General features: G+C 74.2%; 5 protein-coding genes. 2 read left to right on the top strand and 3 right to left on the bottom strand.

Annotated elements, in window-relative coordinates:
• Positions 1-156: 156 nt before the first annotated feature.
• On the top strand, positions 157-411 hold the full coding sequence (locus ACN261_RS18385; protein ID WP_088642125.1) for a phosphopantetheine-binding protein: 255 nt from the start codon (positions 157-159) through the stop codon (positions 409-411).
• Between the two features lie 66 nt (positions 412-477).
• On the opposite strand, the gene ACN261_RS18380 is transcribed toward ACN261_RS18385, so the two are convergent.
• Positions 478-1344, bottom strand: coding sequence for an aldo/keto reductase family oxidoreductase (locus ACN261_RS18380; RefSeq protein WP_421486586.1), 867 nt, complete (start codon positions 1342-1344; stop codon positions 478-480).
• A 122-nt stretch (positions 1345-1466) separates the two neighbouring features.
• On the opposite strand from ACN261_RS18380, the gene ACN261_RS18375 reads away from it, so the two are divergent.
• A complete protein-coding gene (locus tag ACN261_RS18375) occupies positions 1467-1931 on the top strand; it encodes a winged helix-turn-helix transcriptional regulator (protein ID WP_421486585.1) in 465 nt (154 codons plus the stop codon).
• Positions 1932-1955: 24 nt separating this feature from the next.
• On the opposite strand, the gene ACN261_RS18370 is transcribed toward ACN261_RS18375, so the two are convergent.
• Entirely contained in the window at positions 1956-2861 is a 906-nt protein-coding gene (locus ACN261_RS18370; protein ID WP_421487043.1) for a proline iminopeptidase-family hydrolase, read from the bottom strand.
• Between the two features lie 11 nt (positions 2862-2872).
• Positions 2873-18889: an SDR family NAD(P)-dependent oxidoreductase gene (locus tag ACN261_RS18365; protein WP_425851230.1), complete on the bottom strand. Its 16017-nt coding sequence runs from the start codon at positions 18887-18889 to the stop codon at positions 2873-2875.
• Positions 18890-18913: the final 24 nt, after the last annotated feature.

Raw genomic sequence — 18913 nt, 5'->3', positions numbered from 1 at the left:
CGGAGCGTATCGGCGGCCCCGCCGGCCCCCACCCGCATCGACCCCCCTAACGACCCCTTACCCGGGCCGGGCGGCGGCCGGGGAATTTGTCGGGTCGTCAGCCCCCGTGGGGCGTTGTTAGCGTCTTCTCACCCTGCACCGGAAGGAATCGCGGACATGTGGGATCAACGGTTCGAGGCCATCCTGCGCCAGCACCTGCCCTTCCTCGACCCCGAGGAGACGCTGCTGGCCGGCACCAGCCTGCGCGACTCCGGCCTGGACTCCCTCGCCATGGTCGAACTGCTGGCCACCCTGGAGAGCGAGTACGACGTGCGCTTCGTCGACGAGGCGATGTCGATGGAGACGTTCGCCACCCCGCAGACGTTGTGGAGCGTGCTGACCGACATGCGTGGCGTGCCCGCTCCCGTGTGAGCGGCACCCGTTTCGAAAAGTGCCCGTGACCGCATCTGGTCACGGGCACTTTTCGCGGTCCTGCCCTCAGCGTCCGATCGCGTCCAGCGCGGCGAGGTCGTCGGCGGTGAGCGTCAGCCCCGCCCCGGCGACGTTCTCCCGCAGGTGCGCCACCGACGAGGTGCCGGGGATGAGCAGGATGTTGGGCGAGCGCTGCAGCAGCCAGGCCAGGGCGACGGCCATCGGGGTGGCGTCCCGGCGGGCGGCCACGGCCGACAGCGCGGCGGACTGCAACGGGCTGAACCCGCCCAGCGGGAAGTACGGCACGTAGGCCACCCCCTGCGCGGCGAGCTGGTCGATCAGCGCGTCGTCCTGCCGGTACGCCAGGTTGTAGAGGTTCTGCACGCAGACGATCGGGGCGATCGACTGCGCCTCGGCGACCTGCTCCGCCGTCACGTTGCTGAGCCCCAGGTGCCGGATCAGGCCCTTGCGCTGGAGTGCGACGAGCGCCTCGAGCGGCTCGGCGAGGGAGCCGGCCCGGGGCCCCGTGGCGTCACCGAGCCGGAGGTTGACCAGGTCCAGGGCCTCGACGCCGAGGTTCTCCAGGTTCTCCTCGACGGCCCGGCGCAGTTGCTCCGGCTCCCGCGCCGTGGGCCAGCCGCCCTGCGCGTCCCGGGTGGCACCGACCTTGGTCACCAGGTGCAGCCCCTCGGGGTACGGGTGCAGGGCCTCGCGGATCAGCCGGTTGGTCACGTGCGGCCCGTAGGCGTCGCTGGTGTCGATGTGCGTGATGCCGAGGGCGACGACCTCCCGCAGGACGGCCAGCGCGGCGTCCGGGTCGGCGGGCGGTCCCATCACCCCGGGACCGGCGAGTTGCATGGCGCCGTAGCCGAACCGGGTGACGGTCAGGTCGCCCAGCGTCCAGGTGCCGCCGGGCAGAGTACGGGTGAGCATGCGGGTTACCTCGGCCTTTCTTGGTGAACGGGCTGGTACCGGACCACTATCGGTGAGGTAGGTTTCTGGTGGGAAGTAGGCACCTGAAAGTGCGTAGCGCACCGACTGCGGGAGGAACGGCGATGACCACGAGGACGGCGGCCGAGCGCCGCGCGGAGACGGCGGTGGCGTACGACGCGTTCGTGGCGCAGTGTCCCAGTCGCGAACTGCTCGCCCGGATCTCCGACAAGTGGGTCGCGCTGGTGCTGGCCGCGCTGCGCACCGACGGCTCGCACCGGTTCGGCGCGGACTGTGCCGGCACCCCCCGGCCGATGCGCTACTCGGAGCTGTCCCGCCTGCTCGCCGGGGTCAGCCAGAAGATGCTCACCCAGACGCTGCGCACCCTGGAACGCGACGGCCTGGTCAGCCGGACCGCGACGGCGACCGTGCCGGTCACGGTCACCTACGAGCTGACCGACCTCGGCTTCTCCCTGCACGAGACGATGCGTGCCCTCAAGACGTGGGCCGAAACGCACCTGGACGACGTGCACGCCCACCGGGCGGCCTACGACGCCCGGCACCCCGCCCCGGCGGCCCGCCCCGCCTGAGCGGGCCGGCCGGGCGGTCGGGGCTCAGAGCTTGTCGAGGAACTGGGTGAGGATCTCGGTGAACCGCTCCGGGGTCTCCAGGTGGGGCAGGTGGCTGGCCCCCTCGATGATCTCCCAGCGGGCCCCGGGGACGAGATCGTGGAAGGGGCGCACGGCGGCGGGGGTGACCTCGTCGTACTCACCGCTGATCACCAGGGTCGGCGTGTCGATCTGCGGCAGCCGGTCGAGCAGCGAGTAGTCGCGCAGCGTGCCGGTGATGTGGAACTCGCTCGGCCCGTTCATCGCGTGGTAGACGGTCGGATCGCCGTTGATCTCCATGAAGGTGGCCATCAGCTCCGGCGGCAACGGCTTGCGCCGGCACACGTGCCGCTGGTAGAAGACCATCATCGCGGCCGTGTACGCCGGGCTGCCGGTGGTGCCGGCGGCCTCGTGCCGGCGCAGGGTCGCGTCCACGCCGGGCGGCAGCGCCGCCCGCAGCACGTCCAGCTCCGGCAGCCACAGCGGGTACGACGCGGGCGCGTTGGCGATCACCAGGCCGCGCAGCCCGGCCGGCCGGTCGGCCGCGTGGGCCGCCGCCAGCACCCCGCCCCAGGACTGCCCGAACAGCACGTACTCCTCGGCGATGCCGAGGCGGCGCAGCAGGTTGTCGAGTTCGGCGAGGAACAGCTCGACGGTCCAGAAGTCGGCGCCCCGGCCCCGCAGGTGGGTGGAGCCGCCGTTGCCGAGCTGGTCGTAGTGCACCACCGGCCAGCCGGACCGGCTCAAGCCGGCCAGGTTGAGCAGGTAGTCGTGGGTGCTGCCGGGCCCGCCGTGCAGCACCACCAGCGGTGGCTTGCCGTCGTGCAGCTCGCCCGTCACCCGGTACCAGGTCCGGTGGTCACCGAACTCGACGGTGCCCTTCGCGGTCGGTGCCAGTGTCATGTCGTCCACTCCCGGTGTCGTCACTGCGCGATCCAGTCCCGTACCACCCCGGCGGTCGTGGCGACCTGACCCTCCATCATGGTGAAGTGGTCGCCGGGCACCTCCCGGAGCGTGTGCGGGGTCTCCCAGGTGGCCCGCCACCCGTCGTCGTCCCCGCCGGCCACGATGGACTCCTGCGGCCGGACGAAGAGCACCGGCGTGTCGATCTCCTCCACCGGGCAGCTCTGCAACAGCCGGACGTAGCGGCCCATCGCCGACAGCCGGGCGCTGCTGAACTCGCCGAAGGTGGCCTCCCGGTCCAGCAGCGAGTCGAGCATGTGGGTGAAGAACGTCGCCGTGGTGCTGCCGGTGGTGAGGTAGGTGTCCAGCAGCACCACCCCGGCCGGGCCGTGCCCCTGCCGCTCCAGTTCACCGGCGGTGGCGTGGGCGAACAGGCCGCCGGAGGAGTATCCGACGATCACGTACGGCCCCTGCTCGGCGATCGGGCGGACCATCTCGGCGAAGACCCGTACCGCCGCGTCGGCGGAGGCGGGCAGGCTCTCGTCCCGGCCGAAACCGGGCACCGGCAGGGTCCACACGTCCCGGGTGCCGCCGAACTCGGCGGTGAACCGGGCGTACTGCTGGTCGCCGCCGAGCGCCATCGGCGACGGGAAGCAGATGATCGCCGGCCCCTGGTCGCCCCGGGCGAGCCGGCGCGGGGCGGGGACCTGCGGCAGGTCGGCCGGGCCGTCGAAGGTGGGCCGGATGTCGGCCACCGCGTACAGCAGGGACAGGCCCTGCTGCACCCGGCCGCTCTTGACGGCGGTGCGGAACAGCGCGCTCATCGTGTCGGCGGCGACGTCGGGCGTGCCGGCCCGCTCCTCGGCCGGTGGCGCGGCCAGCTCGGTGCGCAGCAGCGCGGCGAGTTCGTCGACGCTGCCGTGGTCGAAGACCACCCCGGTGGCCAGTCGCAGTCCGGTCGCCTCGTTGAGCGCGGTGCGCAGCTCCATCGCGGTGAGCGAGTCGAAGCCCAGCTCGACGAAGCGCAGCGCCGGGTCGAGGTCGTCGGCACCGCCGTGGCCGAGCACGGCCGCGGCGCGCGAGCGGACCAGGTCGGCCAGCAGCGCCTGCTGGCCGTCGGCGTCGAGCCCGCCGAGGGTACGCCGCAGCGCCGCCGGATCGGGCCGGTTCGTTGCCGACGCGGCCCGCCGGGTCGGGGTGACCAGGGCCCGCAGGATCGCCGGCACCTCGTCCCCCGCCGGGGTGCCCAGGTCGGCCTTGACCGGGACGAGCACCGCCTCGGCACGGGCCAGCGCCGCGTCCAGCAGGGCCAGCCCCTCCCCGGTGGACATCGGCAGCACCCCGCCCCGCGACATCCGGGCCCGGTCGGTGCCGCCAAGGTCGTCGGCCATCCCGCCGCCGGCCCACGGCCCCCAGGCCAGGGACTGGGCGGGCAGCCCGGCGGCCCGCCGCGCGCCCGCCAGCGCGTCGAGGAAGGCGTTCGCCGCCGCGTAGTTGCCCTGCCCCGGGCCACCGAGCACGCCGGCCGCCGAGGAGAACAGCACGAACGCGGTGAGGTCCGCGTCGCGGGTCAACTCGTGCAGGTGGGTGGCGGCGTCGACCTTGGGGCGCAGCACCGCGTCGAGACGGTCCCGGGTCAGCGACGGGATGATCCCGTCGTCGAGCACCCCGGCGGCGTGCACCACCCCGGTCAGCGGGTGCCCGGCGGGCACCCCGGCGAGCAGCGCGGCGACCGCGTCCCGGTCGGCCAGGTCGCAGGCGGCCACGGTGACCTCCGCTCCCCGGGCGGTGAGGTCGTCGCACAGCGCGGCCATCCCGTCGGCGTCCGGCCCACGCCGGCTGGCCAGCAGCAGGTGCCGCACCCCGTACGTGTCGACCAGGTGCCGGGCGACGAGCCCGCCGAGGGTGCCGGCGGCCCCGGTGAGCAGGACGGTCCCACCTTCGGTGAAGGCGCTGCCGGGGGTGCCGTCGGGCGCGGTGGCGGGCACCAGCCGGGCGGCGTGGGCGACGCCCTCGCGGACGACGAGCTGCGGTTCGCCGCCGGCCAGCACCGCCGGGAGCGCCTGGGCCGACCCGTCGTGGTCATCGAGGTCGACCAGGACGATCCGGCCGGGGTTCTCCGACTGGGCGGACCGGACCAGACCCCAGACCGCTGCGGCGGCCGGTTCGGTGACCCGGTCACCCTGCGCGCCGTGGGTGAGCACCAGCAGCCGGGACGACGCCAACCGCTCGTCGGCGAGCCAGCCCTGCAGCAGGGTGAGCAGCTGCCCGGTGGTGTGCCGGGCACCGGCGGCGAGGTCCCGCGAGTCGGGCTGGACGCTGGCGACCAGCACCACGTCCGGCGCGGCCCCGCCCGCGTCCAGGGCGGCGGTGAGGGCCGTCAGGTCGGGGTGGGTCTCGGCGAGCAGGCCGACGGTGTCGAGCGCGGCGGCCACCTTGAACTCGTCGACGCCGACCAGCGCCCACCGGCCGGTGGCCGGGGTGGCGGGCAGCGGCACCGGGGTCCAGTCGACCCGGTAGAGGTGGTCCTGCCGGCTGGCGCGGGCGGCGGTGAGCTGACCCGCGTCGATCTCCCGCAGTACCAGCGAGTCGACCCGGGCGACGGGTGCGCCGCTGTGGTCGGTGAGGGTGAGGGCGACCTCGTCGGGGCCGGCGGGGGTGACAGTGACCCGCACCGCGTCCGCCCCGGTGGCGTGGACGGTGACCCCGGTCCAGGAGAACGGGACGCCGGGCCGGCCCTCGCCCCGGCTCAGCCCGACGGCGTGCAGGGCCGCGTCGAACAGGGCGGGGTGCAGGTGGAACCGGTCGGCGTCGAGCACGTCGGCGGGGAGCGCCACCTCGGCGTACACCTCGTCGCCGTGCCGCCAGGCGGTCCGCAGGCCCTGGAAGACCGGGCCGTAGACCAGTCCGGCGTCGGCCATCCGCTCGTAGATCCCGTCGACGTCGACGGGGGTGGCGGCGGCCGGCGGCCAGGCGGTCGCCGGGTCGGCCGGCGGGTCTACCGGGGCCGGGGTGAGCAGGCCGGTGGCGTGCCGGGTCCACGGCACGTCCCGGTGCCGGGAGTAGACGGTGACCGGCCGGCCGCCGTCCTCGCCGGGCGCGCCGACGGCCACCTGCACCTGGACGCCGTCGTCGTCGGGGACGACCAGTGGCGCCTGGAGGGTGAGTTCGGCCAGCCGGCCGCAGCCGACCTGGTCCCCGGCCCGGACGGCGAGTTCGACGAGTCCGGTGCCGGGCAGCACGATCGTGTCGCCCAGCGCGTGCTCGGCCAGCCACGGGTGGGTACGCCGGGACAGCAGCCCGGTGGCGATCAGCCCGTCGGTGTCGGGCAGGGTGGTGACGGCTGACAGCAGCGGGTGCCCGGCGTCGAGCAGCCCGGCGGCGGTGACGTCCCGGTCCGCGCCCGTGTCCTGCATCCAGTAGTGCTGGTGCTGGAAGGCGTAGGTGGGCAGGTCGACGGTCCGGCCGCCGGGGTTGACCGCCGTCCAGTCAAGGTCGACGCCGCTGATCCACGCCTGCGCCATCCCGGTGGCGTACGCGGCCACCTGTTCCCGGTCGCGGCGCTGCAACGGAATCGCCACCGCGTCGTCGACGCAGTCGGCGACCATCGCGGTCAGCACACTGTCCGGCCCGATCTCCACGAACCGGGTCACACCCCGGGCGGCGAGGGCGGCCACCGCGTCGGCGAACCGCACCGTCCCCCGCACCTGACCCTGCCAGTATTCGACCGAACCGAGTTGATCGTCACCGGCCAGGTCGCCGGTGGCGGTCGACACCAACGGGATGCCCGCCGGGTTGGTGGTGACGCCGTCGAGGACCAGCCCGTAGCCGGCCAGCATCGGGTCCATCAGGTGCGAGTGGAACGCGTGCGACACCCGCAACCGACGGGTCTTCACCTCAAGCGACGCCTCCAGCGCCGCGATCTGCTCCTCGGTGCCGGACACGACCACCGCCCGGGGACCGTTCACGGCCGCGACGTCGACGTAACCGAGGTCCAGCTCGGCAAGCGGCGCGGCGATCGCCAGCATCGCGCCGCCCGCCGGAAGGCCCTGCATCAGACCACCCCGGGCCGCGACGACCCGACAGGCGTCGTCGAGGGACCACACCCCGGCGACGTGGGCGGCGGCCAGCTCACCGATCGAGTGACCCGCCACGAAATCCGGCTTCAACCCCCACGACTCCGCCAGGCGGAACAACGCCACCTCGACCGCGAACAACGCCGGCTGCGTCCACCCCGTCCGATCCAACACCCCGTCCGGATCGGTGAACATCACCTCCCGCAGATCACCATCCAACAACGGACCGAACGCCGCACACACCTCATCAAGGGCCTGCGCGAACACCGGGAACGCTTCGGCCAGCTCACGGCCCATCCCGACCCGCTGCGCACCCTGACCGGTGAACAACACCGCCGTACGACCGGCGACGGTCCGACCCGACACACCGCCACCCGAGGTCAGCGCCTCCAGGGAGACGGCCAGGTCAGCGGCCGTACCGCCAACGGCGACGGCCCGATGGTCCAGGGCCGCCCGACCGACGGCCAGCGAATGCCCCACGTCGACCGGCCGCTCCTCGGTGAGGAAGTCCCGCAGGCGGCCGGCCTGGGCGGTGAGGCCGGTCGTGGAACGGCTGGCCAGCGGCCAGAGCACCACGGCCGGTGCCGGCGTCGGCTCGGGGGCCACGACGGGCTGCGGGTACTCCTCGACGATGACGTGGGCGTTGGTGCCGCTGATGCCGAACGACGACACCGCCGCCCGGCGGGGGTGGCCGTTGGCGGGCCAGTCGACGGCCTCGGTGGCGAGCCGTACGTCACCGGAAGACCAGTCCACGTGCGGGCTCGGCGCGTCCACGTGCAACGTGCGCGGCACCACCCCGTGCCGCATCGCCAACACCATCTTCATCACACCCGCCACACCAGCGGCGGCCTGCGTGTGACCCAGGTTCGACTTCACCGAACCCAACCACAACGGCTGCTCCCGATCCCGACCGTACGTCGCCAGAATCGCCTGCGCCTCGATCGGATCACCCAACGTCGTACCCGTACCGTGCGCCTCCACCACATCCACCTCGGCCGCCGACACCCCCGCGTTCGCCAGAGCCTGCCGGATCACCCGCTGCTGGGAGGGACCGTTCGGGGCGGTCAGCCCGTTCGACGCGCCGTCCTGGTTGACCGCCGAGCCCCGGACGAGACCGAGGATCGTGTGCCCGTGCCGACGGGCGTCGGAGAGGCGTTCGAGCACCAGCACGCCGACGCCCTCGGACCACCCCGTCCCGTCGGCCGCCGCCGCGAACGGCTTGCACCGACCATCAGGCGCCAACCCCCGCTGCCGCGAAAACTCCACGAACGTCTCAGGCGTCGCCATCACCGTCACCCCACCGGCCAACGCCAGATCACACTCACCCGACCGCAACGCCTGACCCGCCAGATGCATCGCCACCAACGACGACGAACACGCCGTGTCGACGGTGACGGCGGGGCCTTCGAGGCCGAGGGTGTAGGCGATCCGTCCGGAGACGACGCTGCCGGCGCTGTGCCCGGTCACGTAGTCGTGGTACATGAGGCCGGCGAAGACGCCGGTGGCGGAGCCGCGTACCGACGAGGGGTCGATGCCGGCCCGCTCGAACGCCTCCCAGGAGACCTCCAGCAGTTGCCGCTGCTGCGGGTCCATCAGCACGGCCTCGCGGGGCGAGATGCCGAAGAAGGCCGGGTCGAAGCCGGCCGCGCCGGGCAGGAACCCGCCCTGGTCGGCGTAGCTGGTGTCGGGGCGGGTGCTGGTCGGGTCGTACAGCCGGGCCAGGTCCCAGCCCCGGTCGGTGGGGAAACCGTCGATGGCGTCGACGCCGTCGGCGACGAGCCGCCACAGGTCCTCCGGGGAGGACACCCCGCCGGGGTAGCGGCAGGCCATCCCGACGATCGCCACCGGCTCGTCACCGAACACAGTGGTGGCGCTCTGTCGCTCCTGTGGCACGTCGAGCGCGCCGCTCAGCTCGCCGTACAGGAACCCGGCGAGGGCCACCGGCGTCGGGTAGTCGAAGATCAGGGTGGCCGGGAGCCGCACGCCGGCCGCCGTGGAGAGGGCGTTGCGCAGCTCGACGGCGGTGAGCGAGTCGAAGCCGAGGCTCTGGAAGGTGCGGTCCGCCTCGACCGCCTCCGGGCCGGCGAGGCCGAGCACGGCGGCGACGTGGGTGTGCACCAGGTGCCGGACGGCACCGGCCCGCTCCTGCTCCGGCAGGACGGCCAGCCAGTCGCTGCCCGCCCGGTCGACGACGCTGGCGGCGGTGGCCGTACGCCGGGTCGGCCCGGTCAGGGCGCGGAACACCGGGGGCAGCCGGTCGCCGAGCGTACGCAGCGTCGGCACGTCGAGCCGGGCCGGGACGAGGGTGGCCGGTCCACCGGCGACGGCGGTGTCGAGCAGCGCCAGCCCGTCGGCGGTGGTCAGCGGCAGCACACCGCCCCGGGACATCCGCTCCCGGTCGGCGTCGGCGAGCCGGTCGGTCATCGCCGAGCCCCCGCCCCACAGGCCCCACGCCAACGACACGGCCGGCAACCCGGCGGCCCGGCGGGTGGCGGCGAGCGCGTCGAGGTAGGCGTTCGCCGCCGCGTAGTTGCCCTGCCCCGGCGCACCCAGCACCCCGGACAGCGACGAGAACAGCACGAACGCCGACAGCTCCCGGTCCCGGGTCAGCTCGTCGAGCAGCGTCGCGGCGTCCACCTTGGGCCGCAGTACCGCCGAGACCCGGTCCGGGGTCAGCGACGACACCACGCCGTCGTCGAGCACGCCTGCGGTGTGCACCACGGCCGACAGGTCCGGAACGTCGGCCAGGACGGCGGTCAGCTGGTCCCGGTCGGCCACGTCGCAGGCGACCAGGTCGACCCGCGCGCCGGCGGCGGTCAGCTCGGCGACGAGATCGTCGGCACCGGCGGCGGCCGTGCCGCTGCGCGACAGGAGCAGCAGCCTCGGCACGGCGTGCGCCGTCACCAGGTGCCGGGCCACGGCCGCGCCGAGGGCACCGGTCGCGCCGGTGACCAGCACCGTGCCGCTGCCGTAGAGCGGGGCGTCCGACGGGCTCGCCGGGAGGGTCCGGCGGACGATCCGGGGCACCCGGACGACGCCGTCGCGGATCGACACCTGCGGGTCGCCGGCCGCCAGGGCCGCCGGCAGGACGTCGTCGGGCCGGTCGGTGTCGGCGTCGACGAGCAGGATGCGGTCGGGGTTCTCCGCCTGCGCGGAGCGCAGCAGCCCCCAGACCGCCGCGCCGGCCAGGTCGGTCACGTCGTCGCCGACGGCGTGGCGGGTGAGGACGACCAGCGGCGCGGGGTCGTCCCCGGCCAGCCAGCGCTGGGTGACCGCGAGCACCCGGTGCACCTCGGCGTGCACGTCGGCGGTGCCGCCGGCCCGCAGCACCACCGCGTCGGCGGAGCCGCCGTCGGTCGGGCCGGTCGCGGTGCCGTCGACGGTGTCGGGGTGCCAGGTCCAGGTGGTGGCGGTCGGGGTGACGGTGACCGGCTGCCAGTCCAGGCCGAACAGCGCGTCGGCGACGCCGGTGCCGGCGGTGACCTGCACCGGGCGGAGCACCAGCGACCGTACGGTGGCCACGGGCGCGCCGACCGCGTCGGCGACCGCGATCCGGACCCCGCTGCCGGCCGGGGTGAGCCGGACCCGCAGGCTGGTCGCGCCGGTGGCGTGCAGCGTCACCCCCGACCAGGCGAACGGCAGGCCCCGGGGGGTGTCACCGTCGGCGCGGGTGAGGACGTGCAGGCCGGCGTCGAACAGGGCCGGGTGCAGGCCGTAGCCGTCGCTCTCCGTACCGTCGGGGAGGTCGACCTCGGCGAAGAGTTCGTCACCTGCCCGCCAGGCACGGCGGAGGCCCTGGAAGACGGGGCCGTAGTCGAGGCCGCCGGTGGCGAGGTCGTCGTAGAGGCCGGCCAGCGGCAACGGCTCGGCGTCGGCGGGGGGCCACGCGGTGAGGGCGACGCCGGGGGTGTCCCCGGCGGTGAGGACGCCGGTGGCGTGCCGGGTCCACGGGACGTCGTCGCGTTCCCGGGAGTGCACCAGGACGGCCCGGCGGCCGGTCGGGTCGGGCGTCTCCACGGCGACCTGCACCTCGACGCTGCCGGCGGCGGGGACGACGAGCGGCGCGTGCAGGGTCAGCTCGTCGAGCAGGCCGACGCCGACCTGGTCACCGCCGTGGATGGCGAGTTCGACGAGGCCGGTGCCGGGGAACACGACGGTTCCGCCGACGGCGTGGTCGGCGAGCCACGGGTGGGTGTGCAGCGACCACCGGCCGGTGAAGACGACACCGTCGGTGTTGGCCAGCGGCACGGTGGCGTCGAGCAGCGGGTGGGTGGCGGCGAGCAGGCCGGCGCCGACGAGGGCCGGGTCGTAGAGCCAGTAGTGCTGGCGTTGGAAGGCGTAGGTGGGCAGGTCGACCTGCCGGGCGGCGGGATGGATGGCGGCCCAGTCGAGGTCGACGCCGGTGGTCCACGCCTGCGCCATCCCGGTGGCGTACGCGGCGACCTGCTCCCGGTCGCGGCGCTGCAACGGGATGGTCACCGCGTCGTCGACGCAGTCGGCGACCATCGCGGTCAGCACACTGTCCGGCCCGATCTCCACGAACCGGGTGACGCCTCGGGCCGCGAGGGCGGCGACGGCGTCGGCGAACCGGACGGTCCCCCGCACCTGGCCCTGCCAGTACTCGGCGCTGCCCAACTCGTCGTCACTGGCCAGGTCACCGGTGGCGGTGGACACCAACGGAATGCCTGCCGGGTTCGCGGTCACCCCGTCGACGACCTGCCCGTACTCGGTGAGCATCGGGTCCATCAGGTGCGAGTGGAACGCGTGCGACACCCGCAACCGACGCGTCTTCACCTCAAGCGAGGCTTCCAGCGACGCGATCTGCTCCTCCGTGCCGGACACGACCACCGCCCGGGGACCGTTGACGGCCGCAACGTCGATGTCGCCGAGGTCCAGCTCGGCAAGCGGCGCGGCGATCGCCAGCATCGCGCCACCGGCCGGAAGGGCCTGCATCAGACCACCCCGGGCCGCCACCACCTGGCAGGCGTCCTGCAGGGACCACACGCCGGCGACGTGGGCGGCGGCCAGCTCACCGATCGAGTGACCCGCCACGAAATCCGGCTTGAGACCCCACGACTCGGCCAGGCGGAACAGGGCCACCTCGACCGCGAACAACGCCGGCTGCGTCCACCCCGTCTGATCCAGCACCCCGTCCGGGTCGGTGAACATCACCTCCCGCAGATCACCATCGAGCAACGGCCCGAACGCCGCACACACCTCGTCCAACGCCTGCGCGAACACCGGGAACGCTTCGGCCAGCTCACGACCCATCCCGACCCGCTGCGCACCCTGACCGGTGAACAACACCGCCGTACGACCGGTGGTCAGGTGGCCGTGCACACCCTGTCCGGCGGCGAGGGCACGGAGACCGGCGACGCCGTCACCGACGGCCACCCCCCGGTGCTCCAGGGCCGCCCGGCCGGTGCCGAGGGTCAGCGCCACGTCGGCGGGGTTCAGGTCGGCGTCGACGAGGAAGTCGGCGAGGCGGGCGGCTTGGGCGGCGAGGCCGCTGGCCGACCGGCCGGAGACCGGCCACAGCGGCACCGGCGTCGGTGCCGGCGGGGCGGGCGGCGCGGTCTCGGGGGCCTGTTCCAGGATCAGGTGGGCGTTGGTGCCGCTGATGCCGAACGACGACACCGCCGCCCGACGGGGCCGGTCCAGCGCCGGCCACCGCACCTCGTCGGTGGCGAGCCGTACGTCACCGGAAGACCAGTCCACGTGCGGGCTCGGCGCGTCCACGTGCAACGTACGGGGAACCACCCCGTGCCGCATCGCCAACACCATCTTCATCACACCCGCCACACCAGCGGCGGCCTGCGTGTGACCCAGGTTCGACTTCACCGAACCCAACCACAACGGCTGCTCCCGATCCCGACCGTACGTCGCCAGAATCGCCTGCGCCTCGATCGGATCACCCAACGTCGTACCCGTACCGTGCGCCTCCACCACATCCACCTCGGCCGCCGACACCCCCGCGTTCGCCAGAGCCTGCCGGATCACCCGCTGCTGGGAGGGACCGTTCGGGGCGGTCAGCCCGTTCGACGCGCCGTCCTGGTTCACCGCCGAACCGCGAACCACACCCAGCACCCGGTGCCCGTTGCGCACCGCGTCGGACAACCGCTCCAACACCAGCACACCGACGCCCTCGGACCACCCCGTCCCGTCAGCCGCCGCCGCGAACGGCTTGCACCGACCATCAGGCGCCAACCCCCGCTGCCGCGAAAACTCCACGAACGTCTCAGGCGTCGCCATCACCGTCACCCCACCGGCCAACGCCAGATCACACTCACCCGACCGCAACGCCTGACCCGCCAGATGCATCGCCACCAACGACGACGAACACGCCGTGTCCACCGACACCGCCGGCCCCTCCAGCCCGAGCGTGTACGCCACCCGGCCGGTGACGACACTGCCGGCGCTGTGCCCGGAGACGTAGTCGTGGTACATCACCCCGGCGAACACGCCGGTGGACGAGCCGCGCAGGGTGCCCGGGTCGATGCCGGCCCGCTCGAACGCCTCCCACGACACCTCCAGCAGCAGCCGCTGCTGCGGGTCCATGATCACCGCTTCGCGGGGGGAGATACCGAAGAAGACCGGGTCGAACTCGGCGGCGTCGGTGAGGAACCCACCCCTGTCCACGTACGTGGTGTCGGGGCGGGTGCTGGTCGGGTCGTACAGCCGGGCCAGGTCCCAGCCCCGGTCGGTGGGGAAACCGTCGATGGCGTCCGCGCCGTCGGCGATCAGCCGCCACAGGTCCTCCGGGGAGGTGACGCCGCCGGGGTAGCGGCAGGCCATCCCGACGATCGCCAGCGGCTCGTCCTCGGCGACGGCCGTGGCGACCTTCCGGACGGCATCGACGCCGTCCGGGCCGGCGATCCCGCTGAGCAGGTGCCGGGCCAGGTCACGCGGCGACGGGTAGTCGAAGATCAGGGTGGCGGGCAGCCGCAGGCCGGTGGCGGCGGAGAGCCCGTTGCGCAACTCGACGGCGGTGAGCGAGTCGAAACCCAGCTCCTGGAACGCCCGGCCGGCGTCGATCCGTTCGGCGGAGGCGTGCCCGAGCACCGCCGCCACCTGGCTGAGGACCAGGGCGGTCGCGGCGCGGTCGCGTTCCTCGGTGGACAGCGCGGCGAGGTCCGCCGCCCACCCGGTGGCGACGCCCGCGGCGGCACGGGCGGCCGTCCGCCGGGCCGGGCGGACCAGGCCGTGGAACGGCAACGGCAGGTCCTCGCCGAGGGTACGCAGGGCAGCCAGGTCGAGCCGGGCCGGCACCGCGGTCGGGTACGGGTTGGCCACGGCGGCGTCGAGCAGGGCCAGCCCGTCGGCGGTGGCCAGCGGCAGCACCCCGCCCCGGGACATCCGCTCCCGGTCGGCGTCGCCGAGCCGGTCGGTCATCGCCGAACCCTCACCCCACAGGCCCCACGCCAACGACACCGCCGGCAACCCGGCGGCGCGACGGGACACCGCCAACGCGTCGAGGAACGCGTTCGCCGCCGCGTAGTTGCCCTGCCCCGGCGCACCCAGCACCCCGGACAGCGACGAGAACAGCACGAACGCCGACAGGTCCCGGTCCCGGGTGGCCTCGTCGAGCAGCCACGCCGCGTCCACCTTGGGCCGCAGCACCGCCGACAGCCGGGCGGTGGACAGCGACGACACCACGCCGTCGTCGAGCACGCCTGCGGTGTGCACCACCGCCGACAGGTCGGCGCGGGCGTCGAGGAGCGCCGTCACCTGCGCCCGGTCGGCCACGTCGGCGGCGACCAGGTCGACCTGCGCGCCGGCTGCGGTCAGCTCGGCGACCAGGTCGTCGGCCCCCTGCGCGGCGGGGCCCCGGCGGGACACCAGCAGCAGCCGGGTGACCCCGTGCGTGGTCACCAGGTGCCGGGCCACCGCCGTGCCGAGGGCACCGGTCGCGCCGGTGACCAGCACCGTGCCGCTGCCGTAGAGCGGGGCGTCGGGGGAGGCCGGCTCGACGACCTGACGGGTGAGCCGGGGCACCGAGACCACGCCGTCGCGGACCCGTACCTGCGGCTCGCCGGTGGCCAGGGCCAGCGCGAGCGTCCCGGCCACGTCGGCGGCGGGGTCGGTGTCGACCAGCAGCAGCCGGTCGGGGTTCTCGGCCTGCGCCGAGCGGAGCAGACCCCAGACGGCCGCCCCGGCCAGGTCGGTCCCGTCGCCGCCGACGGCACGCCGGGTGAGCACCACGAGCCGGTGGGTGTCGGGGCCGGCCAGCCACTCCTGCACCAGGCCGAGGACCCGGTTCACCTCGTCGTGCACCGCTTCCGGACCGGCGGCGTCCCCGGCGCTGCCGGCGGTCAGCACCAGCAGGTCCACGTCGGGGGTGGCCGGACCGGTGCCGGTGGCCGGGTGGTGGGCCCAGGCCGGGACGACCGTGCCGGTGGGGGTGCCGATCTCCGGCCAGGTCAGGTCGAACAGCGCGTCGGCGACCCCGCCGGGGCGGGTCACCTGGACGGGCCGCAGCACCAGCGAGTCGACGGTGGCGACGGGTGCGCCGACCGCGTCGGCGACCGCCACCCGTACCCCGGAGCCGACCGGGGTGAGCCGGACCCGGACGCTGGCCGCGCCGGTGGCGTGCAGGGTCAGGCCGGTCCAGGCGAACGGCAGTCCCCGGAAGGTGTCACCCTCGGCGAGGCCGAGGGCGTGCAGGCCGGCGTCGAGCACGGCGGGGTGCAGGCCGAACCCGTCGGCGTCCACCCCCTCCGGCAGGGTGACCTCGGCAAAGAACTCGTCGCCGCGCCGCCAGACCCGGCGCAGGCCCCGGAACACCGGGCCGTAGACGAGGCCGCCGGTCGCCAGGTGCTGGTAGAGGTCGTCGATGGGCACCGCTTCGGCGTCGGCCGGCGGCCACTGCGTGAGCGCGGTCCCGGTGGTACGCGGGCCGGGGGCGAGCACCCCGCTGGCGTGCCGGGTCCACGGGGCGTCGGCGTCGGCGCTGCGGGCGTACACCTGGAGGGTGCGGGTGTGGTCGGTGCCGGCGGGGCCGACGACGACCTGGAGCTGGACGCCCCCGTGTTCGGGCAGGACCAGCGGGGCTTCGATGGTCAACTCGTCGACGGTCTCGACGCCGACCTGCGCCCCGGCGTGCAGGGCGAGGTCGACGTAGCCGGTGCCGGGGAAGACCACCGCGCCGTCGACGGCGTGGTCGGCGAGCCACGGGTGCCGGTCGAGGGAGAGCCGGCCGGTGAGGACGGCCCCGTCGGCGTTGGCGAGGGTGACGGCCGCGCCGAGCAGCGGGTGGTCGGCGGAGTCCAGGCCCATGGCGGTGGCGTCACCGGGGTCGGCCGTGGCGTCCAGCCAGAACCGCTGGTGTTGGAAGGCGTAGGTGGGCAGGTCGACGGTCCGGCCGCCGGGGTTGACGGCCGTCCAGTCGAGGTCGACGCCGCTGATCCACGCCTGCGCCATCCCGGTGGCGTACGCCTCGACCTGCTCGCGCTTGCGGCGCTGCAGCGCGATGGCGGTAGCGTCCTCGACGCAGTCGGCGACCATCGCGGTGAGCACACTGTCCGGCCCGATCTCCACGAACCGGGTCACACCCCGCGCCGCCAGAGCGGCGACCGCGTCGGCGAACCGGACCGTGCCCCGCACCTGACCCTGCCAGTAGCCGACGCTGCCCAACTCCTCGTCGGTGGCCAGGTCACCGGACGCGGTCGACACCAGCGGGACGCCCGCCGGGTTGGCGGTCACCCCGTCGACGACCTGCCCGTACTGGTCGAGCATCGGGTCCATCAGGTGCGAGTGGAACGCATGCGACACCCGCAACCGACGCGTCTTCACCTCAAGCGACGCCTCCAGCGCCGCGATCTGCTCCTCGGTGCCGGACACCACCACCGCACGGGGACCGTTCACCGCCGCAACGTCCACGTCACCCAGGTCCAACTCATCCAACGGCGCGGCAATAGCCAACATCGCCCCACCCGCCGGAAGGGCCTGCATCAGACCCCCCCGGGCCGCCACCACCCGACACGCGTCGTCGAGGGACCAGACACCCGCGACGTGCGCGGCGGCCAGCTCACCGATCGAGTGCCCGGCGACGAAGTCCGGCTTCAACCCCCAGGATTCGGCCAGCCGGAACAGGGCCACCTCGACCGCGAACAACGCCGGCTGCGTCCACCCCGTCCGATCCAACACCCCGTCCGGATCGGTGAACATCACCTCCCGCAGATCACCATCCAACAACGGCCCGAACGCCGCACACACCTCATCAAGGGCCTGCGCGAACACCGGGAACGCTTCGGCCAGCTCACGGCCCATGCCGACCCGCTGCGCACCCTGACCGGTGAACAACACCGCCGTACGACCGGCGACGGTCCGACCCGACAGGCCAGCGCCGGTCGCCAGGGCCTCCAGGCCGGCCACGTCGTGGCCGAGCACCACACCCCGGTACGCGCCGGCGGCCCGGGTGGTGCCCAGCGAGAACCCGACGTCGACCGGACGCTCGTCGGTGAGGAACTCCCGCAGCCGGGTGGCCTGCCCGGCGAGCGCCGCCGCCGACCGGCCGGACAGCGGCCAGAGCACCACCGGCGGCTCGGCGGTCTCGTCCGGCGCGACGGTCTCCGCCGGGGGTGCCTGCTCCAGGATCACGTGCCCGTTGGTGCCGCTCACCCCGAACGACGACACCCCGCCCCGGCGCGGCTGGCCGTGGTCGGGCCACTGCCGCGCCTCGGTCAGTAGCTGCACGGTGCCGGCGGACCAGTCGACGTGGGTGGACGGCTCCCCCACGTGCAGGCTCTTGGGCAGGACGCCGTTGTGCAGCGCCATCACCATCTTGATCACGCCGCTGACGGCGGCGGCGGCCTGGGCGTGGCCGATGTTCGACTTGACCGAGCCGAGCCAGAGCGGCCGGTCCGCCGGCCGGTCGCGCCCGTACGTGGCGATCAGCGCCTCCGCCTCGATGGGGTCACCGAGGGTGGTGCCGGTGCCGTGCGCCTCGATCAGGTCGACGTCGCTGGAGGTGAGGCCGGCGTTGGCGAGCGCCTGGAGGATGACCCGCTGCTGGGCCACCCCGTTGGGGGCGGTGAGCCCGTTGGACGCGCCGTCCTGGTTGATCGCGGAGCCCCGGATGACGGCGAGCACCCGGTGGCCGTTGCGCTGGGCGTCGGAGAGGCGTTCCAGCAGCAGCATGCCGACGCCCTCACCCCAGCCGGTGCCGTCGGCGTCGTCGGAGAACGGCTTGCAGCGGCCGTCGGAGGCGAGCCCCCGCTGCCGGCTGAACGCGACGAACGCGCCGGGCGTCGACATGACGGTGACGCCACCGGCCAGGGCCAGCCCGCACTCCCGTTGCCGCAGCGCGTGCGCGGCCAGGTGCAACGCGACGAGCGAGGACGAGCAGGCGGTGTTGACGGTGACGGCCGGCCCCTCCAACCCGAGGCTGTACGCGACCCGGCCGGAGATGACCGCCCCGGAGCTGCCGGTGCTCATGTACGCCTCGACCGGCTCGGGCAGCACGGTGAGCCGGTCCCAGTAGTCCTGGCCGCCGCAGCCGACGAAGACACCGACCGGGCCGCCGCGCAACGTGTCGGGGTTGATGCCGGCCCGCTCGCACGCCTCCCAGCTCGCCTCCAGCACCAACCGCTGCTGCGGGTCCATCGCCAGCGCCTCGCGGGGCGAGATGCCGAAGAACTCGGCGTCGAACTCGTCGGCGTCGTGGACGAACCCGCCCTGTTGGACGTAGCTGCTGCCGGCGGCGTCCGGGTCGGCGTCGTAGAGGGCGGCGGTGTCCCAGCCCCGGTCGGTGGGGAACTCGCCGATGGCGTCGACACCGTCGGCGACCAGCCGCCACAGGTCCTCGGGTGAGTTGACCCCACCCGGGTAGCGGCAGGCCATGCCGACGATCGCGATCGGGTCCTGCTCCTGCGATTCGACCTCGCGCAGCCGCTCCCGGGTGCGGTGCAGATCGGCGGTGACCCGCTTCAGGTACTCGAGGAGCTTCTCTTCGTTCGCCATCCGAACCTCACCAAACTCGTTGCC

Source organism: Micromonospora sp. WMMD723, from assembly GCF_049863385.1.
GTDB lineage: Bacteria > Actinomycetota > Actinomycetes > Mycobacteriales > Micromonosporaceae > Micromonospora > Micromonospora wenchangensis.
This window is presented reverse-complemented; position numbering and strand designations above follow the sequence as displayed.